Annotated in this window: 23 protein-coding genes and 2 tRNA genes; 15 read left to right on the top strand and 10 right to left on the bottom strand. The window is 65.7% G+C overall.

The genetic code is table 11. The annotated features are described in order from the left end of the window. Positions 1-43: 43 nt before the first annotated feature. From gacS to HMPREF3014_RS22180, 5 genes are all read left to right on the top strand, one after another. Positions 44-2,821: a two-component system sensor histidine kinase GacS gene (gene gacS / locus HMPREF3014_RS22200; RefSeq protein WP_003102426.1), complete on the top strand. Its 2,778-nt coding sequence runs from the start codon at positions 44-46 to the stop codon at positions 2,819-2,821. Between the two features lie 2 nt (positions 2,822-2,823). Continuing rightward, complete coding sequence (locus HMPREF3014_RS22195) at positions 2,824-3,813, top strand: 2-hydroxyacid dehydrogenase (protein WP_003112591.1); 990 nt, start codon at positions 2,824-2,826, stop codon at positions 3,811-3,813. Positions 3,814-3,848: 35 nt separating this feature from the next. Then, positions 3,849-4,274 carry a hypothetical protein gene (locus HMPREF3014_RS22190; protein ID WP_003086023.1) on the top strand — a complete coding sequence of 142 codons (426 nt, stop codon included), beginning with the start codon at positions 3,849-3,851 and terminating at the stop codon, positions 4,272-4,274. Positions 4,275-4,341: 67 nt separating this feature from the next. Then, positions 4,342-4,749, top strand: a complete 408-nt coding sequence (locus tag HMPREF3014_RS22185) for an META domain-containing protein (protein ID WP_003086021.1) — start codon at positions 4,342-4,344, stop codon at positions 4,747-4,749. Between the two features lie 112 nt (positions 4,750-4,861). Further along, a complete protein-coding gene (locus HMPREF3014_RS22180; protein WP_070734475.1) occupies positions 4,862-6,790 on the top strand; it encodes a sulfatase-like hydrolase/transferase in 1,929 nt (642 codons plus the stop codon). A gap of 6 nt (positions 6,791-6,796) precedes the next feature. Here the strand turns inward: HMPREF3014_RS22180 and dinB are convergent, their stop codons facing one another. Further along, on the bottom strand, positions 6,797-7,846 hold the full coding sequence (gene dinB / locus HMPREF3014_RS22175; RefSeq protein WP_003086018.1) for a DNA polymerase IV: 1,050 nt from the start codon (positions 7,844-7,846) through the stop codon (positions 6,797-6,799). Positions 7,847-7,992: 146 nt separating this feature from the next. Here dinB and HMPREF3014_RS22170 point away from each other — a divergent pair. Together HMPREF3014_RS22170 and HMPREF3014_RS22165 are read left to right on the top strand one after the other, a co-directional pair. Continuing rightward, positions 7,993-8,069: transfer RNA gene (locus HMPREF3014_RS22170), tRNA-Met, on the top strand. Between the two features lie 178 nt (positions 8,070-8,247). Continuing rightward, positions 8,248-8,562 carry a hypothetical protein gene (locus HMPREF3014_RS22165; RefSeq protein WP_003086015.1) on the top strand — a complete coding sequence of 105 codons (315 nt, stop codon included), beginning with the start codon at positions 8,248-8,250 and terminating at the stop codon, positions 8,560-8,562. Between the two features lie 14 nt (positions 8,563-8,576). Here the strand turns inward: HMPREF3014_RS22165 and HMPREF3014_RS22160 are convergent, their stop codons facing one another. Continuing rightward, positions 8,577-8,936: a PA0921 family PhoP regulated protein gene (locus tag HMPREF3014_RS22160; RefSeq protein WP_003104747.1), complete on the bottom strand. Its 360-nt coding sequence runs from the start codon at positions 8,934-8,936 to the stop codon at positions 8,577-8,579. A gap of 248 nt (positions 8,937-9,184) precedes the next feature. Here HMPREF3014_RS22160 and mprF point away from each other — a divergent pair, with 248 nt between their 5' ends. The 3 genes from mprF to HMPREF3014_RS22145 all read left to right on the top strand — a co-directional run bounded on the left by mprF (position 9,185) and on the right by HMPREF3014_RS22145 (position 13,824). Then, a complete protein-coding gene (mprF, locus tag HMPREF3014_RS22155) occupies positions 9,185-11,830 on the top strand; it encodes a bifunctional lysylphosphatidylglycerol flippase/synthetase MprF (protein WP_009876016.1) in 2,646 nt (881 codons plus the stop codon). A gap of 1 nt (position 11,831) precedes the next feature. Then, the gene (locus tag HMPREF3014_RS22150; protein WP_009876015.1) at positions 11,832-13,115 is read left to right on the top strand and encodes a virulence factor family protein; all 1,284 of its coding nucleotides are present in this window, start codon (positions 11,832-11,834) and stop codon (positions 13,113-13,115) included. Positions 13,116-13,275: 160 nt separating this feature from the next. Further along, a complete protein-coding gene (locus tag HMPREF3014_RS22145; RefSeq protein WP_009315320.1) occupies positions 13,276-13,824 on the top strand; it encodes a cytochrome b in 549 nt (182 codons plus the stop codon). A gap of 55 nt (positions 13,825-13,879) precedes the next feature. On the opposite strand, the gene HMPREF3014_RS22140 is transcribed toward HMPREF3014_RS22145, so the two are convergent. Next, entirely contained in the window at positions 13,880-15,784 is a 1,905-nt protein-coding gene (locus HMPREF3014_RS22140; RefSeq protein ID WP_003104754.1) for a potassium transporter Kup, read from the bottom strand. A 246-nt stretch (positions 15,785-16,030) separates the two neighbouring features. Here HMPREF3014_RS22140 and rimO point away from each other — a divergent pair, with 246 nt between their 5' ends. The 3 genes from rimO to HMPREF3014_RS22125 all read left to right on the top strand — a co-directional run bounded on the left by rimO (position 16,031) and on the right by HMPREF3014_RS22125 (position 18,262). Further along, the gene (rimO, locus tag HMPREF3014_RS22135; protein WP_003086001.1) at positions 16,031-17,353 is read left to right on the top strand and encodes a 30S ribosomal protein S12 methylthiotransferase RimO; all 1,323 of its coding nucleotides are present in this window, start codon (positions 16,031-16,033) and stop codon (positions 17,351-17,353) included. A 62-nt stretch (positions 17,354-17,415) separates the two neighbouring features. Next, positions 17,416-17,877 carry a YehS family protein gene (locus tag HMPREF3014_RS22130; RefSeq protein WP_003104756.1) on the top strand — a complete coding sequence of 154 codons (462 nt, stop codon included), beginning with the start codon at positions 17,416-17,418 and terminating at the stop codon, positions 17,875-17,877. Next, positions 17,870-18,262, top strand: a complete 393-nt coding sequence (locus HMPREF3014_RS22125) for a hypothetical protein (protein ID WP_003159669.1) — start codon at positions 17,870-17,872, stop codon at positions 18,260-18,262. Before HMPREF3014_RS22130 ends, HMPREF3014_RS22125 begins: the two co-directional genes overlap by 8 nt. 49 nt (positions 18,263-18,311) lie before the next feature. On the opposite strand, the gene mgtE is transcribed toward HMPREF3014_RS22125, so the two are convergent. Next, positions 18,312-19,760 carry a magnesium transporter gene (gene mgtE, locus HMPREF3014_RS22120; RefSeq protein ID WP_003085996.1) on the bottom strand — a complete coding sequence of 483 codons (1,449 nt, stop codon included), beginning with the start codon at positions 19,758-19,760 and terminating at the stop codon, positions 18,312-18,314. Positions 19,761-20,086: 326 nt separating this feature from the next. Here mgtE and HMPREF3014_RS22115 point away from each other — a divergent pair, with 326 nt between their 5' ends. Next, positions 20,087-20,602 carry a DUF4124 domain-containing protein gene (locus HMPREF3014_RS22115; protein WP_003163163.1) on the top strand — a complete coding sequence of 172 codons (516 nt, stop codon included), beginning with the start codon at positions 20,087-20,089 and terminating at the stop codon, positions 20,600-20,602. A gap of 45 nt (positions 20,603-20,647) precedes the next feature. On the opposite strand, the gene HMPREF3014_RS22110 is transcribed toward HMPREF3014_RS22115, so the two are convergent. From HMPREF3014_RS22110 to HMPREF3014_RS22090, 5 genes are all read right to left on the bottom strand, one after another. Then, the gene (locus HMPREF3014_RS22110) at positions 20,648-21,100 is read right to left on the bottom strand and encodes a hypothetical protein (RefSeq protein ID WP_023087739.1); all 453 of its coding nucleotides are present in this window, start codon (positions 21,098-21,100) and stop codon (positions 20,648-20,650) included. A gap of 52 nt (positions 21,101-21,152) precedes the next feature. Beyond that, the gene (locus HMPREF3014_RS22105) at positions 21,153-21,656 is read right to left on the bottom strand and encodes a phage neck terminator protein (RefSeq protein ID WP_003117116.1); all 504 of its coding nucleotides are present in this window, start codon (positions 21,654-21,656) and stop codon (positions 21,153-21,155) included. Positions 21,657-21,747: 91 nt separating this feature from the next. After that, the gene (locus HMPREF3014_RS22100) at positions 21,748-22,023 is read right to left on the bottom strand and encodes a phage holin family protein (protein ID WP_003085989.1); all 276 of its coding nucleotides are present in this window, start codon (positions 22,021-22,023) and stop codon (positions 21,748-21,750) included. Then, positions 22,016-22,390 (bottom strand): phage holin family protein, encoded by a 375-nt coding sequence (locus HMPREF3014_RS22095; protein WP_003104765.1) that lies wholly within the window; start codon positions 22,388-22,390, stop codon positions 22,016-22,018. The genes HMPREF3014_RS22100 and HMPREF3014_RS22095 overlap by 8 nt, the downstream gene beginning before the upstream one ends. A 164-nt stretch (positions 22,391-22,554) precedes the next feature. Continuing rightward, entirely contained in the window at positions 22,555-23,085 is a 531-nt protein-coding gene (locus HMPREF3014_RS22090; RefSeq protein WP_003085984.1) for a hypothetical protein, read from the bottom strand. Positions 23,086-23,255: 170 nt separating this feature from the next. Between HMPREF3014_RS22090 and alpR the strand changes: the two genes are divergently transcribed. Then, positions 23,256-23,969 carry a transcriptional regulator AlpR gene (alpR, locus tag HMPREF3014_RS22085; RefSeq protein ID WP_003085982.1) on the top strand — a complete coding sequence of 238 codons (714 nt, stop codon included), beginning with the start codon at positions 23,256-23,258 and terminating at the stop codon, positions 23,967-23,969. A gap of 97 nt (positions 23,970-24,066) precedes the next feature. Here the strand turns inward: alpR and HMPREF3014_RS22080 are convergent. After that, a tRNA-Arg gene (locus HMPREF3014_RS22080) sits at positions 24,067-24,143 on the bottom strand. Positions 24,144-24,284 lie beyond the last annotated feature (141 nt).

Genomic DNA, 24,284 nt, shown 5'->3' with positions numbered 1-24,284 from the left:
CGGGGAGCGTCGGCCATCCCGATCTGGCTCGACGGAGAGACGTGTGTTCAAGGATCTCGGCATCAAGGGGCGCGTACTGCTGCTCACCCTGCTCCCCACCAGCCTGCTGGCGATGGTGCTTGGCGGTTACTTCACCTGGGTCCAGCTGTCCGACATGCGCGCCCAGTTGATCGAGCGCGGGCAACTGATCGCCGAACAACTGGCGCCGCTGGCCGCCACCGCGCTGGCGCGAAAGGATACCGCCGTGCTCAACCGCATCGCCAACGAGGCGCTGGACCAACCGGACGTGCGCGCGGTGACCTTCCTCGACGCCCGCCAGGAACGCCTCGCCCATGCCGGGCCAAGCATGCTCACCGTCGCCCCGGCCGGCGACGCCAGCCATCTGAGCATGTCCACCGAACTGGACACCACGCACTTCCTGCTACCGGTTCTTGGCCGCCACCACAGCCTGTCCGGCGCCACCGAGCCTGACGACGAGCGCGTACTCGGCTGGGTCGAACTGGAACTGTCGCACCACGGGACTCTGCTGCGCGGATATCGCAGCCTGTTCACCAGCCTCTTGCTGATCGCCGCCGGCCTCGGCGTCACCGCCCTCCTCGCCCTGCGCATGAGCCGCGCGATCAACGCGCCGCTGGAACTGATCAGCCAGGGCGTCGCCCAGCTCAAGGAAGGCCGCATGGAAACCCGCCTGCCACCGATGGGCAGCAACGAGCTGGACGAACTGGCCTCTGGCATCAACCGCATGGCGGAAACGCTGCAGAGCGCCCAGGAGGAAATGCAGCACAACATCGACCAGGCCACCGAGGACGTACGGCAGAACCTGGAAACCATCGAGATCCAGAACATCGAGCTGGACCTGGCGCGCAAGGAGGCCCTGGAGGCGAGCAGGATCAAGTCCGAGTTCCTCGCCAACATGAGCCACGAGATCCGCACCCCGCTCAACGGCATCCTCGGTTTCACCAACCTGCTGCAGAAGAGCGAGCTCAGCCCGCGCCAGCAGGACTACCTCACGACCATCCAGAAATCGGCGGAAAGCCTGCTGGGGATCATCAACGAGATCCTCGATTTCTCGAAGATCGAGGCCGGCAAGCTGGTTCTGGAAAACCTCCCTTTCAATCTCCGCGACCTGATCCAGGACGCCCTGACCATGCTGGCTCCGGCCGCCCACGAGAAGCAACTGGAACTGGTCAGCCTGGTCTACCGGGATACCCCGATCCAATTGCAGGGCGACCCGCAGCGGCTGAAGCAGATCCTCACCAACCTGGTCGGCAACGCCATCAAGTTCACCCAGGGCGGCACCGTCGCCGTGCGCGCCATGCTCGAAGACGAAAGCGACGACCGCGCGCAGCTGCGGATCAGCGTACAGGATACCGGTATCGGCCTCTCCGAGGAGGACCAGCAGGCCTTGTTCAAGGCCTTCAGCCAGGCCGACAACTCACTGTCGCGGCAAGCCGGTGGCACCGGCCTGGGCCTGGTGATCTCCAAGCGCCTGATCGAGCAGATGGGCGGCGAGATCGGCGTCGACAGTACGCCTGGGGAAGGCGCCGAGTTCTGGATCAGCCTGAGTCTGCCGAAAAGTCGCGACGACAACGAGGAGCCGGGCGCCTCCTGGGCCGCGGGCCAACGCGTGGCGCTGCTCGAACCGCAGGAACTGACGCGCCGCTCGCTGCACCACCAGCTCACCGACTTCGGCCTGGAAGTGAGCGAATTCGCCGACCTCGACAGCCTCCAGGAAAGCCTGCGCAACCCGCCGCCCGGCCAGTTGCCGATCAGCCTGGCGGTGCTCGGCGTCTCGGCCGCGATCCATCCGCCGGAAGAGCTGAGCCAGTCGTTCTGGGAATTCGAACGGCTCGGCTGCAAAACCCTGGTGCTCTGCCCGACCACCGAGCAGGCGCAATACCACGCGACCCTGCCCGACGAACAGGTCGAGGCCAAGCCCGCCTGCACCCGCAAGCTGCAACGCAAGCTGCAGGAGTTGCTTCAAGTCCGCCCGACGCGCAGCGACAAGCCCCACGCCATGGTTTCCGGACGGCCGCCACGGCTGCTATGCGTCGACGACAACCCGGCCAACCTGCTGCTGGTGCAGACCCTGCTCAGCGACCTCGGCGCCCAGGTCACCGCGGTGGACAGCGGCTACGCGGCCCTCGAGGTAGTGCAGCGCGAGCGCTTCGACCTGGTCTTCATGGACGTGCAGATGCCCGGCATGGACGGCCGCCAGGCCACCGAGGCGATCCGCCGCTGGGAGGCCGAGCGGGAAGTCAGCCCGGTGCCGGTGATCGCGCTCACCGCACATGCGCTTTCCAACGAGAAGCGCGCATTGCTGCAGGCCGGCATGGACGACTACCTGACCAAGCCGATCGACGAGCAGCAATTGGCCCAGGTAGTGCTGAAGTGGACCGGACTGAGCCTGGGCCAGTCGCTGGCCAGCATGAGCCGTGCGCCGCAGCTCGGCCAGTTGAGCGTGCTCGACCCCGAGGAAGGGCTGCGCCTGGCCGCCGGCAAGGCCGACCTCGCCGCCGACATGCTGGCGATGCTGCTGGCCTCGCTGGCGGCGGACCGCCAGGCGATTCGCCAGGCCCGCGACAACGACGACCGCACCGCTTTGCTCGAGAGGGTCCACCGGCTGCATGGCGCCACCCGCTACTGTGGCGTGCCGCAGTTGCGCGCGGCCTGCCAGACCAGCGAAACCCTGCTCAAGCAGAACGATCCGGCGGCGGCCGCGGCCCTGGACGAGCTGGACAAGGCCATCGAGGCCCTGGCCGACACTGCCTCGGCCACCACCCACCTGTCCTCCACCAGCCTCGACTCCAGCGAACTCTGACCATGCGCATCCTGTTCTTCAGCAGCCAGGCCTACGACAGCGAGAGCTTCCAGGCCAGCAACCACCGGCACGGCTTCGAACTGCACTTCCAGCAGGCCCACCTGCAGGCGGACACGGCGGTCCTCGCCCAAGGCTTCGAAGTAGTCTGCGCCTTCGTCAACGACGACCTCTCGCGGCCGGTGCTGGAACGCCTGGCGGCCGGCGGCACGCGCCTGGTCGCCCTGCGCTCGGCCGGCTACAACCACGTCGACCTGGCCGCCGCCGAAGCGCTCGGCCTGCCGGTGGTGCACGTCCCCGCCTATTCGCCGCACGCTGTCGCCGAGCACGCGGTCGGCCTGATCCTGACGCTCAACCGGCGCCTGCACCGCGCCTACAACCGGACCCGCGAGGGCGATTTCTCGCTGCATGGGCTGACCGGCTTCGACCTCCACGGCAAACGCGTCGGAGTGATCGGCACCGGACAGATCGGCGAGACCTTCGCCCGCATCATGGCCGGCTTCGGCTGCGAGCTGCTGGCCTACGATCCCTATCCCAATCCGCGCATCCAAGCACTCGGCGGCCGCTACCTGGCGCTCGACGCCCTGCTCGCCGAGTCCGACATCGTCAGCCTGCATTGCCCGCTGACCGCCGACACCCGCCACCTCATCGACGCGCAGCGCCTGGCGACGATGAAACCCGGCGCGATGCTGATCAATACCGGCCGTGGCGCCCTGGTGAACGCAGCGGCGCTGATCGAGGCGCTGAAGAGCGGACAACTGGGCTACCTCGGCCTGGACGTCTATGAAGAGGAAGCGGATATCTTCTTCGAGGATCGCTCCGACCAGCCCCTGCAGGATGACGTGCTGGCACGCCTGCTGAGCTTCCCCAACGTGGTGGTGACTGCCCACCAGGCCTTCCTTACCCGCGAGGCGCTGGCGGCGATCGCCGACACCACCCTGGACAACATCGCCGCCTGGCAGGACGGGACGCCACGCAATCGGGTCCGGGCCTGATGGCGTGTTAGCATGCGCGGCTGATTGGAGGCTCCATGGCTGAACACGATTTCCGTTACACCCTGCTCAACCCGCAATACACCCTCAACGAATGCCGCGCGCTCTCCCCGGGGCGCTACCAGGTCACCGGCACCGGCGGCTCGATCAAGGCCGACGACGTGCTGCTGGTCAGCCTCAAGGGCAGCAAGACCCTGAGCATGCGCCTGACCGTGGAAAAGGTCCGCCACCTGATCAACCCGCCCGGCCAGTGGCTGGCTGTCGCCCGCGGCCCGGCATTCCGCGAACTGGCGATCCATACCTGGCAGGTCGACTGCGACCAGTGCCAGGCTCGTCTCGACTTCGAGTTCGCCGTGGACGCCAGTCTCGGTCGCAAGGCCCTGGCGCCGGCCGCCGAAGAGCGCATTCACGAACTGGGCTGGAGCAGCCGCGAAGGCAAGCACCTGTGCCCGAAATGCCAGTAGGGCGAACGCTCCGTCCGACCGACGGTCTGTGAACTATCGCCCGTACGAAATGCGCAAAGGAAACGCCATGAAACCCTCTCTCGCCCTCTTCGCCTCCACCGCCCTGGTACTGGGCGGTTGCGCCAGCCAGGAGACCACCCTGGAAACCGAGCAGGCCTACCAGGTCGACTGGGTCGGCGCACAACCGACGATGGACTACAGCCACATCAGCCTGACCTTCGACGGCCAGGGCCGTGCCTTCGGCAACGGCGGCTGCAACCACTGGTTCGCCAGCTACACCTTGCAGGACGACCTCCTTCAGTTCGGCGCCATCGGCAGCACCCGCCGCCTGTGCGCGGCGGAGATCATGGAGCAGGAACGGCGCTTCCTGGCCCTGCTGCAGAGCGTCCAGCACTGGGACATTTCGCCGTCCGACGAGCTGCGCCTGTGGCCGGCCGAAGGCAAGCCGCTGCGCCTGGTCCCCGAGCACGACTGAAGCCTGAAGCGGCGCTACCCGGCGCCGCCCGTTTACATTTTTTTGACATCCATTTCATTCCCGCTTGACCACCACGTCCCTAGGCTTCCGCATCCCCGCCCGGAGACGCTTGATGTTCGCCCCACCCAGCACCGAGACACTCAACCGCTTCTTTCTGTTGTCGTGGCTGGTGGTGCTCTGGCAGGTGCTGCGCCTGCAGGACGGGATCGTCTTCGACGACGCCTGGCTGCCGCTCTGGAGCGTCGCTGCCAGCCTGAGCTACGCCTTCCTTTATATAGTCCCGGTGTACCTCGCCTGCCGACTGCTCCTGCATTTCCATGATCGCCTTCCCGTGCGCCTCAGTCCGTGGCTGGCAGGCGTGCTGGCCATCGTCGGCAGCGCAGCGGTACAGATACTGCTCTACGCCGACCGCACCCTCTACGACCTGTACGGATTCCACCTCAACGGTTTCAGCATCGGCCTGCTGGTCTCGCCCGGCGGCCTCTCCAGCCTCGGCAGCGGCGACGGCACCCTGCTCAGCGCAAGCCTGGCGGCCCTGGCCCTGCTCTGTCTGCAGGTGCTGCTGTACAGCGCCTGCCAGGTCAGCCGCGAACGCCTTCCCGCGCTCCCTCGGCGCGCCTGGCGCTACCTGTTGGCGGCCTTCCTCTGCCTGGCCCTGGGCGAACGCCTGGCCTATGCGTTCAGCTCCCTGCGCGACTACCGGCCGATCCTGCTGGCCAGCGAACGCTATCCGCTGTACCTGCCATTGACCGTCCGCAGCCTGGCGCGAAGCCTGGGCATCCAGCCGACGCCCACCCAGCGCGAGCTGCTCCAGCAGCAGAGCGACCTGCACTATCCGCTCCGGCCGCTGGAGATCAGCGCCCCGGCGAACCCATTGAACATCGTCTGGATCGTCGCCGAGTCGCTCCGCGGGGACATGCTCGATCCGCGCTACATGCCCAGGCTGTGGGACTTCTCCAACCGGGCGATCCGCCTGGCCAACCACTACAGCAGCGGCAACCTGACCCAGATGGGCGTCTTCGGCATGTTCTACGGGCTGCACGGCGGCTACTGGGACGCCGTGCTGAAGGCCGGCCAGCCGCCGGTGCTCATGGAGGTACTCAGGCAGCAGAACTACCAGTTCCGGATCAATGCCGCGCAACGTTTCAGCTATCCGCCCTTCGACCGCAGCGTGTTCGTCAACCTGCGCCCGCAGGACCTGCACGTGCTGGATAGCCCGGAGCCTGCCTGGCAGCGCGACGCCCGGAACACCGACGACCTGCTGCGCTTCGTCGATCGCCGACTACCCGACCGGCCGTTCTTCGCCTGCCTGTTCCTCGAGTCGAGCCACGCCAACTACAGCTTCCGCGACGAGACCGCGAAAATCCGCCCCTATCTGGTCAACTTCAACTACCTGACCACCGATTTCCAGGCGCAGATGCCGCTGATCAAGAACCGCTACCTGAATGCCGTGCGCGAAGTCGATACACAGATCGGCCGCCTGCTGCAGCACCTGGAAAACCAGCACCTGCTGGAAAACACCGCGGTAGTGGTGCTCGGCGACCATGGGGAAGAGTTCATGGAACGCTCGCGCTGGGGCCACAATACCGAGTTCAATCGCTACCAGACCGGCACCGTCGCCGTGCTGAGCATTCCCGGACAGGCGCCCCGTGCCGTCCGCAGCATCACCAGCCACATCGACCTGCCCGCAACGCTCCTGCCGCTGCTGGGCGTACGCAATCCGCCCCGCGACTACTCGCTGGGACAGGACCTGCTCGCAGCGGACTACCATCGCGACTATGCGGTGAGCGCCGATACCACGCGCATCGCCTACCTGGGCGAAGGCTTCAAGGTGAGCTTCCCACTGCGTGGCGCGGACCGTCACCACGGTCCGGTGAGCGATGGCGACGACCGCCCGCTCGACGTGGAACAACAGGAAGCCATACGCGGCCCACTCCGTGCAGCACGCCTGGAACTGCTGCAGGATCTCGGCCGCTTCAGCGCCTTGCCGGTAGGGGAAGAGCCGTCGCCGCGGAGCCTCGCGACTTCGTTGAGGCCATGAGGAGCATCAGAACAGCCTGAGTTGTTCGTGGGCGCCCTGCAGGTCGAGCAGGCGCACGCCGACGCCGATCAGGCGCACCGGACGATTGCCACGGGCAAAGGCCTGGCCGAGCAATTGCCGGTAGCTCTCCAGGTCGCGCCCGGCGCCGGACTGTTCCACTGTGGTCTGGGTGAAATCGTGAAACTTCAGTTTCACGAACGGCTTGTCCGGCCGATAACTGCCATCCAGGCGTTGCAGGCGTCCGTCCAGCTCCTCGAGCAGGGTCGGCAGTTCCTCCAGGCAAGCCGCCAGGTCCGGCAGGTCGCGATCGAAGGTACATTCGACGCTCACCGACTGGCGCCGGCTGTCGACTTCCACCGGTCGCTCGTCGATACCATGGGCCAGTCCCCACAGGCGTTCGCCGAAGCTGCCGAACTCGCGCACCAGGCTCAGCTTGCTGCCCTGGCGCAGGTCGGCGCAGGTGCGGATGCCCATCCGCGCCAGGCGCTCCGCCGTGACCTTGCCAACGCCATGCAACTTGGCCACCGGCAACTCGGCGACGAACCCGTCGACCTGCTCCGGGGTAATCACGAACAGCCCGTCCGGCTTGCGCCAGTCGCTGGCGATCTTGGCCAGGAACTTGTTCGGCGCGACGCCCGCCGAAACGGTGATGTGCAGCTCCTCGGCCACCCGGCGGCGGATGTCCTGGGCAATCCGCGTGGCGCTACCGGCGAAATGCGGCGAAGCGCTGACGTCCAGGTAGGCCTCGTCCAGCGAAAGCGGCTCGATCAGATCGGTATAATCGCGGAAGATCGCATGGATCTGCTTCGACACCGCCCGGTAGACATCGAAACGCGGGCGCACCACCAGCAGATCGGGACACAGCTTGAGCGCCGTGCGCATGGCCATCGCCGAGCGCACGCCATAGGCTCGCGCCTCGTAGCTGCAAGTGGCGACCACTCCGCGCTTGTCCGGCGAACCGCCAACCGCCAGCGCCTTGCCGCGCAGGCTGGGGTCGTCGCGCATCTCGAGGGCGGCGTAGAAACAGTCGCAGTCTATATGGATGATTTTCCGCACCGGAATCTCGCTACAAGCCCCGCCGGGCCTGCCCCGGAGCGCTGAATTCTAACATTGGGCAAGCGCTAAGCATTTGAAGAAAAAACACTTTTTTCGAAAAATCGATTGACAGCCCGACGAGAGTCCGTAGAATGCGCCCACACAGACGCGGGATGGAGCAGTCTGGTAGCTCGTCGGGCTCATAACCCGAAGGTCGTTGGTTCAAATCCAGCTCCCGCAACCACATTCGAAAAGCCCCGGCACTAGCGATAGCGCCGGGGCTTTTTGCATTCCGCCCCTCCTGTTCCACTGCATCGCCTCGCCCTCCGTTCGCTCGCATCATCGCACATTTAACTGTATATTCGTACAGCCAGCTCAGCCTTCGATGAATGCTCGGTAACGGATACGGAAAGGACAGACAGATGCTGAACGTCGAACAATTGAAGCGCAGCGTGAACCGGATGGAACTCGACGACATCCGCCAGGCAGTGGACGAACTGCAGATGGACGGCCTGGTCACCGACGGCAAGACGCCGTTCACCCGCGTGCACTTCAACACCTGCTTCGCCGAGATCGAGGCGCTGTTCCAGCGCGCCGGCTTCCACCGGCCGCTCGATGTGGTCGGCTACCAGGGCGAGATCTATGCGTTGTACGACCCCTCTCGCTGGGAGGCCGTGGAAGTGCTGCGCTGGTTGAAGGAATACCGCGAGGAATCGCGTCACCTGACTCCGGCGTGAGCGCAACGCCTGCGTCAGCGCAACTCGTGTGCCAGGCGCGCGCAGGCCATCCCCACGACCAGCATCACCAGCGGACCGAAGGCCCGCATGGAGATCCGCGCAAGGCTCCAGGACTCTTTCGCAGCGAACAGGCTTGCCGGATTCACCGAATAGACCAGCAGGGAACCGCAGAACAGCCCCAGGCCCAGCAGGCCCAGGCGGCGCAACCAACCGTCGTGGCGGAGCAATACCACCAGCAGGGCGCCGTACAACAGGCAATCGACCCGCGCCACCGAGTCCTTGACCTGCAACGACTGTTCCCAATCCCCCAGCCACCATCCAGCGGCCACGCCCAGCACGACTCCGGCGCCGACATGAATGCCCGCCTGGATCATCGTCACCCTTCCCCCCTCGGAAATGGTCGGACAGTGCAAGCCGCCACTATGCCCACGGCAAGCTGAACCATCGCTGAACGAATACCAGCAAATGGCCTTCGGCCACTTCGCCGACGCAACTCCTGCAAAACCCGGCGGTCTTCTCCCTGTGACAGGACGCCGCCCCGCACAGAAAAAATCTGCTGCGACCACTTGGGAACTCGCCCGAGAGGCCATACTCTGTCGCGCAAATTCCCATGAGGTGGCTGATGCGCACCGACGCTCCCGTTCCAGAACATCCCGCTCCACCCAGCTCTCCCGCGTCCCCACAACGCATCCGGCTGATCGATCGGATTACCGCCTACCGCCAGCCCATCGGCCTGGTCTTCACCTTGCTGCTGTTCGGCCTGGCGCTGGTGGCCTGCTACCACCTGCTACGGGAGATCGATCCCGGCGCCCTCCACGATGCCATCGCCGACGTGCCCAGGCCGGCGCTGCTCGGCGCCCTGAGCGCGACCGCCCTCGGCTTCGTCATCCTGCTCGGCTACGAGTGGTCGGCCAGCCGCTTCGCTGGCGTCACGCTGCCCATGCGCAGCCTGGCCACCGGCGGCTTCAGCGCCTTCGCCATCGGCAATGCGGTAGGCCTGTCGCTGCTTTCCGGCGGCTCCGTACGCTACCGACTGTATTCCCGGCATGGCATCGGCGCTGCCGAAATAGCCCGGATGACGCTATTTGCCAGCCTTTCCCTGGGCTGCGCACTGCCGGTGCTGGCGGCACTCGCCGCACTCTGCGACCTCGACGATGCGGCGTCGGCGCTGCACCTGCCCCGCGCCCTGGTCGCCGTCATCGCGATCGCCGTCCTGTCGCTGGCTGTCGGCCTGGTGGCGTTCCTGGCCCGGCACCGCCTGCCGGGAGAACGGCCGTCCCCCGACAGCCTGCTGGTCCGCCTCGGCCGCCGCAGCCTGCGCCTGCCAGGCCTGCGCCTATCGCTGCTGCAACTGCTGATCACCGCCCTCGACGTCGCCGCCGCCGCTACCGTCCTTTATCTGTTGCTGCCGGAAACCCCACCCTTCGCGGCGTTCCTGCTGGTCTACCTGCTCGCCCTGGCCGCCGGCGTGCTCAGCCACGTACCGGGCGGAGTCGGGGTGTTCGAGGCGGTGCTGCTGGCCGCGTTCGCCGGCCAACTGGGCGCCGCGCCGCTGGCCGCGGCCCTGCTCTTGTACCGCTTGATTTATGTGGTACTGCCACTGCTGCTGGCCTGCCTTTTGTTGCTGTTCCTCGAAGCGCGCCGGTTGTGGGTGACGCGCCAGGCGATCCGCGTCGCCTCGGGTTTCGCCGCACCGATCCTGGCGATCCTGGTCTTCCTCTCCGGTGTCGTGCTGCTGTTTTCCGGCGCCACACCGGCGATCGACACCCGCCTGGAGCACCTCGGTTTCCTCATTCCACATCGCCTGATCGATGCTTCGCACCTGGTCGCCAGCCTGATCGGCGTGCTCTGCCTCCTGCTCGCGCAGGGTTTGCGCCGACGGCTGTCGGCCGCCTGGGCCCTGACCCTGGTGCTGTTGCTGGTGGGCGCCCTGCTTTCGCTGCTGAAAGGCTTCGACTGGGAAGAAGCCAGCCTGCTGAGCCTGACCGCCGCGCTGCTCGCCATGTTCCGCCGCTCCTTCTACCGTCCCAGCCGGCTGATGGAAGTACCCTTCTCGCCGCTCTACGTAGGCGCCAGCATCTGCGTGGTCGGCGCCTCGGTCTGGCTGCTGCTGTTCGCCAACCAGGACGTGCATTACAGCAACCAGCTCTGGTGGCAGTTCGCCCTGGACGCCGACGCCCCGCGCGCCCTGCGCGCCGCCCTCGGCAGTTGCCTGCTGCTCCTGGCCCTGGCCCTTGGCTGGCTGCTGCGCGCGGCACCGCCGGCGATCCGCGAGCCGAACGCGGAAGAGCTGCAGCGCGCGGCGCGGATCATCCGCCACTCGGACCAGCCGGATGGCGGCCTGGCCCTGACCGGCGACAAGGCCCTGCTCTTCCATGAGAGCGACGACGCTTTCCTCATGTACGCCCGCCGCGGTCGCAGCATGATCGCCCTGTACGACCCGATCGGCCCGGCCATGCAGCGCGCCGAACTGATCTGGCAGTTCCGCGACCTGTGCGACCTGCACCATGCCCGCCCGGTGTTCTACCAGGTGCGTGCCGAGAACCTGCCGTTCTACATGGACATCGGCCTGACCGCCCTCAAGCTCGGCGAAGAAGCGCGAGTCGACCTGCTGCGCTTCGACCTGGAGAACAAGGGCAAGGAAATGAAAGACCTGCGCTACACCTGGAACCGCGGCCAGCGCGACGGCCTGGCCCTGGAGTTCCATGAACCGGGCCAGGCTCCGCTGGACGAGCTGAAGGCGATATCGGACGCCTGGCTGGGCGGCAAGCAGGTGCGCGAGAAAGGCTTCTCCCTGGGCCGCTTCACCCCGGCGTACCTGAACTTCTTCCGCATCGCCATCGTCCGCCACCAGGGCAAGCCGGTGGCCTTCGCCAACCTGCTGGAAACCGACAGCCGCGAACTGGCGAGCCTCGACCTGATGCGCGTGCACCCGGAGGCGCCGAAGCTGACCATGGAGTTCCTCATGCTCGGCCTCATCCTCCACTACAAGGCCCAGGGCCACGCGCGCTTCAGCCTCGGCATGGTGCCGCTGGCCGGGCTCCAGCCAAGGCGCGGCGCGCCGTTGACCCAGCGCCTGGGCGCGCTGGTCTTCCGGCGGGGCGAACAGTTCTACAATTTCCAGGGGCTGCGACGCTTCAAGGACAAGTTCCAGCCCGACTGGGAACCCCGCTACCTGGCCGTGCCAGCCGGGCTCGACCCGCTGGTGGCCCTGGCCGATACCGCCGCGCTGATCGCCGGCGGCCTGACTGGATTGGTGAAACGCTGATATGTCTGTCGTGAAACGTCACTGGCGCCGTTTTCTGGTCGCCGCCCTGGTGCTGATCGTCGGTGCCGCCCTGCTGCTCTGGAGCCGACCGGCGGCCCAGGCGAAACTGGAAGCCCTGGACCTCGACGACGGCGGCCACGCCACCCTTGCCGAACCCGGCGAGAAGCCGCGCTCGCGGGTGGTGGTGATCGCCGCCCCCGAACAGCAACTGAACGACGCCCAGATGCTGAACCTGGCTCACGACAGCGCCGCCCGGGTGATCCAGTACTTCCCCCCGGAAAACAGCGATTGCAGGGCGCAGCAGTCCCGGCTCGAAGCGGTCATTGCCCGCCTCGGCGGCAAGCCGAACCTGGTCGCCGGCATCGGCCCAGGCTCGACCACCGCCTGGCGCTGGCTCGCCAGCCAGGACGACGACAAGGCCAAGGCGCTCTCGGTCGGCTTCGACATTGCCCTGGCCGAGCGCGACTGCGACGCCCCGCTGCCGCACCAGGCGTCGCACGGCCAGTGGCTGCTGGCCTGGAACGACAACCCGGACGACGACACCGCGGTCTTCGTCCGCAAGCAGTCGAGCGCGGAAACCAGCATCAGCGACTACGACACCCCGCTGTCCGACGTGCTCGCCCATCAGTTGCGCCTGCAACTGCAAGGCAACGCCGAGGCCCTGCCGGTACTCGAGGTCCCCGCGGCGAAACCCTCGGACATCGTCACCCTGTTCTATTCCGGCGACGGCGGCTGGCGCGACCTGGACAAGGACTCTGCCGAGCATATGGCGAGCATGGGCTACCCGGTGGTCGGCATCGACACCCTGCGCTACTACTGGCAACACAAGAGCCCGGAACAGAGCGCCGCCGACCTCTCCAAGCTGATGCAACACTACCGCGAGAAGTGGGGCGCGAAACGTTTCGTCCTGGCCGGCTACTCGTTCGGCGCCGACATCCTGCCGGCGATCTACAACCGCCTGCCCGGAAAGGACCAGCAACAAGTGAAAGCCATGCTGCTGCTGGCGCTGGCGCGGACCGGCAGCTTCGAGATCGAAGTGGAAGGCTGGCTGGGCAAGGCCGGCGAGGAAGCCGCCACCGGCCCGGAAATGGCCAGGTTGCCGGCGGCCAAGGTGTTCTGCATCTATGGCGCCGAAGAAAAGGACGAAAGCGGCTGTACCCAACCCCAGGCCGTCGGCGAGAAGCTCGAACTGCCGGGCGGCCACCACTTCGACGAGGACTACCTGTCCCTAGCGAAGAAGATGCTCCAGGCCATCCGCGACCGCGAGAACGCTCCCGACGCCTGATCGCGATCAAGCTCTCCCCGCTCCGCCCTTCTTGTCCCCGGCCGGCGCCAGCTAGACTGAGCCTGCCGGGGGCATTCAGGCTGGCTTCAGCGGAGCCGCCGAGAATACCGGCCGCCCCGCCGCAGAGCGGGCTCCCGAGAGCCGAAGAGAAGGAACCGTGATGAGCTGGAAAAACACCGAATCCCGTTATGGGAGCCTGACCATTGCCCTGCACTGGCTGACCCTGCTGCTGATCGCCGGGGTCTACGCCTGTATCGAACTGAAGGGCAATTTCCCCAAGGGCAGCGAAACCCGCGAACTGCTCAAGCAATGGCACTTCATGCTTGGCCTGAGCGTTTTCCTGCTGGTCTGGTTGCGCCTGCTGGTGCGCCTGGCCACCCCTACCCCGCGCATAGAGCCCGCCATCCCCGCCTGGCAGGCGACGCTGGCCAGGCTGATGCACTACGCCCTCTACCTGATGATGATCGGCCTGCCCTTCGCCGGCTGGCTGATCCTCAGCGCCGCCGGCAAGCCGATACCGTTCTTCGGCCTGGAGCTACCGCCGCTGATCGACAAGAACCCCGACCTCGCTGGGCAAATCAAGGAATGGCACGAAACCATCGGCAACGCCGGTTATTTCCTGATCGGCCTGCACGCCGCCGCGGCGCTCTTCCATCACTTCGTCAGCCGCGACAACACCCTGGTACGGATGCTGCCGCAACGGCGCTGAGAAACGTGCAAAAAAACGCGCCCAGTCGGGCGCGCTTTTTTTGCAGCGGAACGGATCAGATCTCGACCTGGGTTCCCAACTCGATCACCCGGTTGAGCGGCAGGTTGAAATAGCGCAGGTTGCCGTTGGCGTTCTTCAGCAGGAAGGCGAACAGCCCCTCGCGCCAGCGCGCCATGCCGATGCGCTTGGATGGAATCACCGTCTCCCGGCTGAGGAAGTAGGTGGTGCGCATCGGGCTGAAGTCCAGTTCGTTGAGATGGCACAGGCGCAAGGCCGCCGGGATGTCCGGCTCTTCCATGAAGCCGAAGTGCAGGATCACCCGGAAGAATCCGTCGCCATAGGCCTCGACCTCGAAACGGCGATCCGGCGAAACCCGTGGGCTGTCTTCGTTGACCACGGTGAGCAGCACCACCTGCTCGTGCAGCACCTGGTTGTGCAACAGGTTGTGCAGCAGCGCGTGAGGCACCGCGTCGGTACGCGCGGTAAGGAACACCGCGGTCCCCTGGACCCGGTGCGGCGGCTGCACGCGCATGCTGGAAATGAACACCGAGAGCGGCAGCGAGCCCTCGTCGAGACGCTCCACCAGCAGTTGGCGGCCACGCTTCCAGGTGGACATCAGGATGAAGATGACGATACCCGCGATGACCGGGAAGGCGCCGCCCTGGATCACCTTGGGCAGGTTGGCGGCGAAGAACAGGCTGTCCACCGCGAGCATCACGCAGAAGAACGGGACGCCCAGCCACAGCGGCCATTTCCACAGGCGCCAGATCACCACGCCCATCAGCAGGGTGGTGATCAGCATGGTTCCGGTCACCGCCACGCCGTAGGCAGCCGCCAGCGACGCCGAGGACTCGAAGCCGAGCACCAGCAGGACCACGCCGACCATCAGCGCCCAATTCACCCCGCCGATGTAGATCTGCCCCTGCTCGTGGCTGGAAGTGTGCTGGATGGTCATCCGCGGCACGTAGCCGAGCTGGATCGCCTGGCGGGTCAGGGAGAAGGCGCCGGAGATCACCGCCTGGGAGGCGATCACTGTGGCCAGGGTGGACAGCGCCACCATCGGCAGCAGCGCCCAGCCCGGCGCCAGCAGGTAGAAGGGGTTGCGCGCCGCCTCGGCGTTGGAAAGGATGGTCGCGCCCTGGCCGAAGTAGTTCAGCACCAGCGCCGGCAGCACCAGCAGGAACCAGGCACGGGCGATCGGCTTGCGACCGAAGTGGCCCATGTCGGCGTACAGCGCCTCGGCGCCGGTCAGCGCCAGTACGGTGGCGCCGAGGATGGCGACACCGATGCCGGGATGCGAGCTGAAGAAACGCACGGCCCATACAGGGTTCATCGCCTGCAGCACTTCCGGCTGCTGGATCACCCCGTAGACGCCCAGCGCCGCCAGGGCGCCGAACCAGAGCACCATGACCGGGCCGAACAGGATGCCGATCCGCGCGGTGCCGTGCTTCTGGATCAGGAACAGGCCGATCAGCACGATAAGCGCCAGCGGTACCGTCCAGTGCTCCAGGCCGTCGAAGGCGATCTCCAGCCCTTCTACCGCCGACAGTACCGAGATCGCCGGGGTGATCATGCTGTCGCCGTAGAACAGCGCCGCGCCGATCAGGCCGGCAACCACCACGAAAGTCTGCAGCCTGCCGAACGGCGCCGCCGCCCGGCGCGCCAGGGCCGACAGCGCCATCACCCCGCCCTCGCCCTGGTTGTCGGCACGCAGGACGAAGATCACGTACTTGATGGAAACGACCCAGACCAGCGACCAGAAGATCAGCGAGAGCACGCCAAGGACGCCATCGTGGTTGGCCTGCACCCCGTAGCCGCCGATGAAGACCTCTTTCAGGGTATACAAGGGACTGGTGCCAATATCCCCATAGCAGACTCCAACCGCCCCGACCATCAGGCCGATGGCAGAGCTGGAATGCCCCTCCGAAGTCTCCTCGGCACGCGTCGCTGCATCACTCATGAAACGCTTTCCCCCGGAAAAATTCGGCAAATGCTGCGCCCATGCCGTCCGCGATGCAAGCGCCGAGGCCACGGACTGCTATGACTATAGAAGGCCGGGGAGCCGATTGCCGAGCGCCCGCGGTGAGTTTTTCCAGGGCCGGAAAAGAGCTGCACGGGAGACTGGAAAAGCCGCGGCGCTGCCGCTAGAATTGCGCACTTTTTGATCAGAGGCGCCAGCAAGCGCGCCCGCCTACCGAGGTTAGCCATGTCCACCCCCACTCCCAAAGTCGGCTTCGTCAGTCTTGGATGCCCCAAGGCGCTGGTCGACTCCGAGCGCATCCTCACCCAGCTGCGCATGGAAGGCTATGAGGTCGTTCCGACCTACGAAGACGCCGACGTCGTGGTGGTCAACACCTGCGGTTTCATCGACAGCGCCAAGGCCGAGTCCCTGGAAGTGATCGGCGAAGCCATCGCCGAGAACGGCAAGGTCATCGTCACCGGCTGCATGGGCGTGGAAGAGCACGCGATCCGCGACGTGCATCCAAGCGTGCTGGCGGTCACCGGCCCGCAACAGTACGAGCAGGTGGTTACCGCGGTGCACGAAGTGGTGCCGCCGAAGACCGAACACAACCCGCTGGTCGACCTGGTCCCGCCGCAAGGCGTCAAGCTGACCCCGCGCCACTACGCCTACCTGAAGATTTCCGAAGGCTGCAACCACAGTTGCAGCTTCTGCATCATCCCGTCCATGCGCGGCAAGCTGGTCAGCCGGCCGGTCGGCGACGTGCTGAGCGAGGCCGAGCGCCTGGTCAAGGCCGGGGTCAAGGAACTCCTGGTGATTTCCCAGGACACCAGCGCCTACGGCGTGGACCTGAAGTACAAGACCGACTTCTGGAACGGCCAGCCGGTCAAGACCCGCATGAAGGAACTCTGCGAGGCGCTGAGCAGCATGGGCGTGTGGGTTCGCCTGCACTACGTCTACCCGTACCCCAACGTCGACGACGTGATCCCGCTGATGGCCGCCGGCAAACTCCTGCCGTACCTCGACATCCCCTTCCAGCACGCCAGCCCGAAAGTGCTCAAGGCCATGAAGCGCCCGGCCTTCGAGGACAAGACCCTGGCCCGGATCAAGCAGTGGCGCGAGATCTGCCCGGAACTGACCATCCGCTCGACCTTCATCGTCGGCTTCCCGGGCGAAACCGAAGAAGACTTCCAGTACCTGCTCGACTGGCTGACGGAAGCCCAGCTCGACCGCGTCGGCTGCTTCCAGTACTCCCCCGTCGAAGGCGCTCCGGCCAACGAGCTGGGCCTGGAGCCGGTGCCGGACGAGGTCAAGCAGGACCGCTGGGAACGCTTCATGGCCCACCAGCAGGCGATTTCCGCCGCTCGCCTGCAGCTCAAGGTGGGCAAGGAAATCGAAGTGCTGATCGACGAAGTCGACGAACAGGGCGCGGTCGGCCGCTCCTGGGCCGACGCTCCGGAAATCGACGGCAACGTGTTCGTCGACAGCGACGAGCTGAAGCCGGGCGACAAGGTCCGCGTGCGCATCACCGATGCCGACGAGTACGACCTCTGGGCCGAGCTGGTCTGAGCCCCCCCTGAAGAGCCCCGCCCCGCGGGGCTTTTTCATCGCCAACCGTTCCGGAGAGCACGATGCTCAACAACGACGTACTACGCAGCCTGCGCTACCTGCTGGATCTTCCCGATGCACATCTGGCCGAACTGGCCGCCCCGTTCGGCGAGCAAGTCGAAGCGGACCTGCTCGAGGCTTACCTGAAGAAGGAAGACGAAGACGGCTTCCAGGCCTGCCCCGACCGCTACCTGGCGCGCTGCCTGGACGGACTGATCATCCAGCGCCGCGGTCGCGACGAGTCGCGTCCGCTACCGCCGCTGGAGCTGCCGTTGAGCAACAACATGATCCTGAAGAAGCTGCGGGTCGCCTTCGAACTCAAGGAGGAAGACCTCCATGCCATCCTCGACAGCGTCGACTTCCCGGTCTCCAAACCCGAGCTGAGCGCCCTGTTTCGCAAGCCCGGCCACAGCAACTACCGGACCTGCGGCGACCAGTTGCTGCGCAACTTCCTCAAGGGCCTGACCCTGCGCGTCCGTGGCTGAACGCGCGGAGCCGCTGCTGGCGGTTCTGCTCCAGGCGCCGCCCTGCGTCGACCCCTGGTTCCTGGAGTGCCGCCAGGATCGCGCCGGCCTCACCATCCTCGTCCGCGACCTCGCCAGCCAGCGCACCTGGCGCGTCGAGTTCGTCGAAGTCGAAGGCCTGCGCCAGCTCGACGCTGCCGACCTGCTGGAATTCTGGCCAGCCTGTGCGGCATCCGAGGGTTGGCTGTACCGGGTCGAGCAAGGCGGCTGGCTGGACCAGGAATGCCGTCGCGAGGGCTTCGTCGCCCGCGAGACCAAGGCCGTCGACGAGTATTTCGTCAATGGCGGCGATCGCTGCCTGAGCGTGCTGTCCTGGTCGCCACCGAAGGTTTCCCCGCTGATCTGACCGCCATGAAAAAAGCCGCCCGTGGGCGGCTTCTCGCGTGGCGCTCCGGCTACATCAGGAAGATCGTCGCCAGGCCGAGGAAGATGAAGAAACCGCCGCTGTCGGTCATCGCAGTGATCATCACGCTGGAGCCCATCGCCGGATCGCGTCCGAAACGATGCAGGGTCATCGGGATCAGCACTCCCATCATCGCCGCCAGCAGCAGGTTCAGGGTCATCGCGGCGGTCATCACCACGCCCAGTTCCCAGTTGCCGTAAAGATAGAAGGCCACCACGCCGATCACTCCGCCCCACGCCAGGCCGTTGACCAGCGCGACGCCAAGCTCCTTGCGCAGCAGGCGGTTGCGACTGTTGCTGGTCGGCTGTACCTGGTCGAGCGCGATGGCGCGGACGATCATGGTGATGGTCTGGTTGCCGGAATTGCCACCGATGCCGGCAACGATCGGCATCAGCGCGGCCAGCGCCACCAGTTTCTCGATGGAGCCTTCGAACAGGCCGATCACCCGCGAGGCGACGAAGGCGGTGATCAGGTTGGTGGCCAGCCAGGCCCAGCGGTTGCGCACCGACTTCCAGACCGAGGCGAAGATATCTTCTTCTTCACGCAGACCGGCCATGTTGAGGACTTCGCTTTCGCTTTCCTCACGGATCAGGTCGACCATCTCGTCGATGGTCAGACGACCGATCAGCTTGCCGCCCTTGTCCACCACCGGCGCGGAAATCAGGTCGTAACGCTCGAATGCCTGGGCGGCGTCGTAGCCGTCCTCGTCCGGGTGGAAGGTCACCGGGTCGGTGGCCATGACTTCCAGCACTTGCTTGTCCGGATCGTTGACCAGCAGGCGCTTGATCGGCAGCACGCCCTTGAGCACGCCGTCGTAGTCGACCACGAACAGTTTGTCGGTATGCCCGGGCAGTTCCTTCAGGCGGCGCAGGTAGCGCAGCACCACTTCCAGGCTGACGTCCTCGCGGATGGTGACCATCTCGAAGTCCATCAGCGCGCCGACCTGGTCCTCCTCGTAGGACAGCGCCGAACGCACTCGCTCGCGCTGCTGCGCGTCGAGGCTTTCCATCAGTTCATGGACCACGTCGCGCGGCAGTTCCGGCGCCAGGTCGGCGAGTTCGTCGGCGTCCAGGTCCTTGGTCGCGGCGATGATCTCGTGGTCGTCCATGTCCGCGATCAGGGTTTCCCGGACCGCGTCGGAGACTTCGAGAAGGATGTCGCCGTCGTCCTCGGACTTGACCAGTTGCCAGACCGTCAGGCGGTCGTCCAGCGGCAGCGATTCGAGGATGTGGGCGATGTCGGCGGGGTGCAGTTCCTCCAGCTTGCGCTGGAGTTCTACGAGATTCTGCCGGTGGACGAGGTTTTCCACCCGGTCATGGTGCTGGCCTTCCTGACGATGGGTCAGGTCTTCCACCACCTTGTGGCGATGCAGCAGCTCGACCACCTGCGCTAGGCGGTCCTGCAGGCTTTCCTGCGGCTTCTTGGCTTCTACTTCGGTCATAGCGCGCTCCACCCCCAGTAGCGGAGCACGCCAAAGGGGTCAATCAGAAACGTGATTGGTCAAACGGGAAACTGTTCGAGTTTCTACTGGGTAAGTCCATGGGTGTGTTCCAAGGGCCCTCTCGGGGCAGATACGGATAATGATAACACTCCGCTTGCGTTTTGCGCGTTACAAAATGGCGGCAAGAACAAGCGCTTGCGGCACAAAGTTCATCGTCACTCGACGCCTGACTGCGACGCCGGAAATTTCACTCAGGACACTCGGCCCCGCGGAAAAAGGCAACGCGTTAGCCTGCACTCACCCTTATCCGACCCGGAGTGCCGCCCATGCGTTCCCTGTCCCTCCTTCTCCTCCTCTCGCTGGCGTCCATCTGCGAGGCCGCTGCGGTATTCCGCTGCGAAGACGCCAGCGGCCATGTCAGCTTCACCCAACTCGGTTGCCCCGCCGGGCAGGCCGGCGAGACCGTCGTGGCGGACAACCCGCCGCCGGGAGGCAGGAGCGTCACGCCGAGGGCCGAGACGAAGACGAAAAAGGCGTCCATCGGCCGGAAAAGCGTGCCGCTCGCGGTGATCGGAGAAAGAGAAGATCGCTGCGGCAGACGCCTGGACGAGAAGGAACGCCGCAAGGCGATCGTGGAGCAGCGGATCATGGCGGGAATGACCCGCTCCGATGTGGAGCGGGCGCTGGGCAAGCCGGACCGGGTCAGCGGGAACAATGCGGAGGTGCGTTATCAGTACAAGGCCGACAAGCGACGGGGAGCGAGAAGCGTGAGCTTCGATCAGGAGGGATGTGTGAAGGGAAAGGGAAGGTACCGGGTGGAGCGAGTCGATCCCGGGAGCTAAGGCCGGGCCGTCCTCATACCGATGAAAGCAGGACCGGCATCGCCCTTAGCGTGCCGGGCAGGGTGTCGCCCTGCCTGCATGGAAAAGACGGACGACAGTCTTCAGCAACCTACCGCCTGTCCGCCGCGCACGCCTCTGGCTGGCAGTTATGGTCAGGCTCAATCCTCTTTCTGCGGTTCGCCGGGCAACAACGCGCGTGATGAACAGACCGCGATACAGGTGGAATCCCGTTTGCACGTCCACCGTTTCGGAAGCGCCTTGCAGTGAAGTCAAGGCAGCGATGCCCTTGCGCACACGGCACTCGTTCAACGCGCGGCGGCCTCCCTCCATCGGCAGCAAGGAGGGCAACGGCTCGCCAGCGGGCGCATGGTCGACAATGCTGCCGACGATGGTGATGAGCTGGTCGCCGCGCGCGCTGACGGCAGCCTGCGCGAGGTTTTCGGAAATCACCGCATCCAGGCGAACGATGCCGACGCGACGACTGATCAACATGACCATGGATCTCTCCTCTATGTATGGATGGCATCGCTACGATGCATCGCAACGACCTCTAGGAAGCCGTTCCACCCGTCCCCCCGGAGGCCTGCCCGGGAGCGGTGCGCTCGAGGTCGACGAGCAGCACGTGTTCGTGAGCGAGAACAAGGTCGAAACGAGCCTGCCCCAGCGCCTGGCCATCCTGCACGACGGACAGGTTTTCGATGGGTGTCAGGCGCAGCAGGCTGGCCTTCAGCACGCGCAGGCGCTCGCCGGCATTGCCTGACTGCAGCAGGCAGCGGGCATCCTGCAGGTACTGGTGCGCCTCGGGACCATGCCAGGTCAGGCGAAAGATGCTCTCGCAACTGGCCAGCAGGGACTCCTGCTCGCCACTGGCGGAAAACTCCCGCCGCACCTTGCCAAGCAGGCTCGAGGACTCCAGGCGCAAGGTCATGAAGGGGATGGCCGGCGGGGCCAGCAGTTGATCGGCATCGATGACGCTGCCGGCGGGCAGGCCGAACAACTGCCGCAACGTTTCGCGCAGGGCGGCGTGATCCAGGCGCACGGTTGCACTGGACATGGCGAACTCCTTTTTCAGGATGGATGGATGACGGACAGGCACCGACGCGGCGGATACAACCGCCGGCCAGGCCGGAGCGAAGTACGTTCGTTCAATGCAGGCGCAGGACCCGCGCCAGGTTGCCGCGCGCCTGCAACAGCAGGACCAGCAGCACCAGCAGTACCCCGAGCATCCACGGCGAGAGGTGCTCGGCACGATACAACCCGGCCACTATTCCCAGCGCCTGGCAGCCGGTGCACAACGCCAGCAGGTAGGCGCACAGGGAAACGCCGGGGCGGAAACGCGCGCCGGCGCGGCGATAGGTGATCAGGCGCATGCAGATCGCCGAGCAGACCAGAACGGTCAGGGTGGACAGCGGATCAACCATCGGACTTACCTCCCCGGCGGCGCAACAGCCCGCGCATCCAGCTGGGCAGTTCGCCGCCACGCATCCACTCGAGCATGCCGATGCCGCCGGTCACGCAGAGGGTCGCGGCGACGAAGGCGGCCATGCCGCTGGTCTGGGTCAACCCGCGGCCGAGCGCCTCGATTCCGGCGTAATAGCCGCCGACCCAGGACACCAGCAGGTAGCCGAGGCGGGTCAGGGCGTTGTAGTCACGGGCGAACACGACAAAGAAGATGGCGCCGCCGAAGCCTCCCAGCAAGGCGTTGCCATCGATGCCCGGCAGGTACATGGCCAGGCCGACGCCAGCCATTGCGCTGGCGGCGGAGGCCGCAGAGCTTGGCTCGGACATGGATGACTCCCGGAAATGCAAAGGCCCGCCGAAAAGGCGGGCCCGGAACGGCCGAAGCCCGCATCGGCGGGCTTCGGCCAGAGGAATTTCAATCGTGGAGAATTTATACCTTTATCGTCCCATAGCGTCAATATGGGAAAACCCGTTTTCATACAGAAATTTTTTTAGCGCTCGCCCACGATCCCCACCTCCGCCATCGGCTCCTCCAGCCGCTGCAAGGCCTGGCGCAGCAAAGCGACGACCCGCTCGCGCCATTCCTTGTCCCAGCGATGCAGGGTGCTCTTCGACAGCCCGCTGAGTCGCTCGATCTCGCGGATGCTCGACGGCGGACGACGGAACATGCGCATCAGCAAGGCCAGGGTTGCCCGCTGCTCGATCGGGTCGGCCCCGGGCTTCAGCCAGTCGCGCAAAGCCGCCAGGCCAAGGACGAAATCCCGCCCGCGGGCGAACTCGGCCCGCACCACCGCCAGCTCCAGTGGGTGCGCAGCCAGCTGGCGCTGGGCGAAACGCACGGTCATCACCGCCTGGGCCTGCCATTCGTGCGGACTCAAACCGCTGGGCAGGTGTTCGATGAAGCTGCGATCGAAGCGCTCGCGCAGGCCATCGATCACCATCGCCGTCGACGACTTCGGTCCCGGCTGGTGCTCGAACATCCAGTAGGCCACGGCCAGCGCCTGCTCGGTACTTTGAAACATGGTATTCCCTCCTTGGCCGGCCCACCTGGCTGGCCGCTCGCATTAGCCACCCGCAGTGGCTGTGTTGGGCCGCCGTCCTACCCGACGCGAGTAGGAAAGCGCTGAAATTATGGTAATACCCATATACGGACGCTTGCAATGCCACAGGCACACCCTTAGTCTTTCCACCTATGGAACTCAAAGATCGCATCAAGGCGGCGCGCAAGCACGCCCATCTCAGCCAGGTCCAGCTTGCCCAGGCGGTAGGCATGACCCAGACCTCCATTTCCGATCTGGAGCGCGGCAAGTCCCGCGCCACCAGCTTCGTCGCGCAGATCGCCGGCGCCTGCGGCGTCAACCCCCTGTGGCTGGCGGAAGGTCGTGGCGAGATGCTCGCCGAGCGCGGCCAGGCGAATGCAGGCCCCAATGCCAGTTGGCTTGGCGCAGTAGAGTCATGGGACGACGAAACGCCCCTGGATGCCGACGAGATCGAACTGCCCTTCTACAAGGAGATCGAGCTGTCCGGCGGCAAGGGCAGCACGGTGATCCTGCAGACCGGCGGGCGCAAGCTGCGCTTCGGCAAGTACACCCTGCGCAAGAAGAACATCGATCCGGCCAGTGCAGCCTGCGTCACGGTCAGCGGCAACAGCATGGAGCCGGTGCTGCCGGACGGCAGCACGGTAGGCGTGGACACTAGCGCGCGGACGATCAAGGACGGCGACATGTACGCCTTCGACCACGACGGCCAACTGCGCGTGAAACTGCTTTACCGCCTTCCAGGCGGCGGCCTGCGCATTCGCAGCTTCAACAGTGACGAGCATCCGGACGAGCGCTACGAGCCCCAGGAAGCCGCCGAGCACATCAACGTGATCGGCCGGGTGTTCTGGTACTCGGTGCTGGTCTGACCCCTTCCCGCCCCGCCTGACGACGGGGCCGCGTTCCGGCGGAAGAAAAATCCCGGGCAAAGAAAAAGGGCCTGCATTGCTGCAGGCCCTTTCGGTATGGCGCACTCAGGAGGATTCGAACCTCCGACCGCTCGGTTCGTAGCCGAGTACTCTATCCAGCTGAGCTATGAGTGCGTGTCGGTGCTTTTTCCGGCCACCTGCCGGTAACGCTTGTTTTACCGTGAAAGACCGCAACTGTCGATCCTTCGCTCGCCGAGCCCCTGACGAGAGGAACCCTTCGAAATATGGCGCACTCAGGAGGATTCGAACCTCCGA

Source organism: Pseudomonas sp. HMSC065H01 (assembly GCF_001815235.1).
GTDB classification, from domain to species: Bacteria; Pseudomonadota; Gammaproteobacteria; order Pseudomonadales; family Pseudomonadaceae; genus Pseudomonas; species Pseudomonas aeruginosa.
The sequence above is the reverse complement of the archived record's forward strand: the minus strand, read 5'-3'. Positions and strand labels throughout refer to the sequence as shown.

What these genes read in the sequence shown, in the direction of transcription:
- mprF (WP_009876016.1), top strand. Translation starts at nt 9,185, where the DNA reads ATGCGCACCGACGCTCCCGTTCCAGAACATCCCGCTCCACCCAGCTCT.
- HMPREF3014_RS22090 (WP_003085984.1), bottom strand. Translation starts at nt 23,085, where the DNA reads ATGTTTCAAAGTACCGAGCAGGCGCTGGCCGTGGCCTACTGGATGTTC.
- HMPREF3014_RS22190 (WP_003086023.1), top strand. Translation starts at nt 3,849, where the DNA reads ATGGCTGAACACGATTTCCGTTACACCCTGCTCAACCCGCAATACACC.
- HMPREF3014_RS22105 (WP_003117116.1), bottom strand. Translation starts at nt 21,656, where the DNA reads ATGTCCAGTGCAACCGTGCGCCTGGATCACGCCGCCCTGCGCGAAACG.
- HMPREF3014_RS22110 (WP_023087739.1), bottom strand. Translation starts at nt 21,100, where the DNA reads ATGGTCATGTTGATCAGTCGTCGCGTCGGCATCGTTCGCCTGGATGCG.
- HMPREF3014_RS22130 (WP_003104756.1), top strand. Translation starts at nt 17,416, where the DNA reads ATGCTCAACAACGACGTACTACGCAGCCTGCGCTACCTGCTGGATCTT.
- HMPREF3014_RS22185 (WP_003086021.1), top strand. Translation starts at nt 4,342, where the DNA reads ATGAAACCCTCTCTCGCCCTCTTCGCCTCCACCGCCCTGGTACTGGGC.
- HMPREF3014_RS22160 (WP_003104747.1), bottom strand. Translation starts at nt 8,936, where the DNA reads ATGATCCAGGCGGGCATTCATGTCGGCGCCGGAGTCGTGCTGGGCGTG.
- HMPREF3014_RS22145 (WP_009315320.1), top strand. Translation starts at nt 13,276, where the DNA reads ATGAGCTGGAAAAACACCGAATCCCGTTATGGGAGCCTGACCATTGCC.
- HMPREF3014_RS22095 (WP_003104765.1), bottom strand. Translation starts at nt 22,390, where the DNA reads ATGTCCGAGCCAAGCTCTGCGGCCTCCGCCGCCAGCGCAATGGCTGGC.
- mgtE (WP_003085996.1), bottom strand. Translation starts at nt 19,760, where the DNA reads ATGACCGAAGTAGAAGCCAAGAAGCCGCAGGAAAGCCTGCAGGACCGC.
- rimO (WP_003086001.1), top strand. Translation starts at nt 16,031, where the DNA reads ATGTCCACCCCCACTCCCAAAGTCGGCTTCGTCAGTCTTGGATGCCCC.
- HMPREF3014_RS22140 (WP_003104754.1), bottom strand. Translation starts at nt 15,784, where the DNA reads ATGAGTGATGCAGCGACGCGTGCCGAGGAGACTTCGGAGGGGCATTCC.
- alpR (WP_003085982.1), top strand. Translation starts at nt 23,256, where the DNA reads ATGGAACTCAAAGATCGCATCAAGGCGGCGCGCAAGCACGCCCATCTC.
- HMPREF3014_RS22180 (WP_070734475.1), top strand. Translation starts at nt 4,862, where the DNA reads ATGTTCGCCCCACCCAGCACCGAGACACTCAACCGCTTCTTTCTGTTG.
- HMPREF3014_RS22165 (WP_003086015.1), top strand. Translation starts at nt 8,248, where the DNA reads ATGCTGAACGTCGAACAATTGAAGCGCAGCGTGAACCGGATGGAACTC.
- HMPREF3014_RS22150 (WP_009876015.1), top strand. Translation starts at nt 11,832, where the DNA reads ATGTCTGTCGTGAAACGTCACTGGCGCCGTTTTCTGGTCGCCGCCCTG.
- HMPREF3014_RS22115 (WP_003163163.1), top strand. Translation starts at nt 20,087, where the DNA reads ATGCGTTCCCTGTCCCTCCTTCTCCTCCTCTCGCTGGCGTCCATCTGC.
- HMPREF3014_RS22100 (WP_003085989.1), bottom strand. Translation starts at nt 22,023, where the DNA reads ATGGTTGATCCGCTGTCCACCCTGACCGTTCTGGTCTGCTCGGCGATC.
- HMPREF3014_RS22195 (WP_003112591.1), top strand. Translation starts at nt 2,824, where the DNA reads ATGCGCATCCTGTTCTTCAGCAGCCAGGCCTACGACAGCGAGAGCTTC.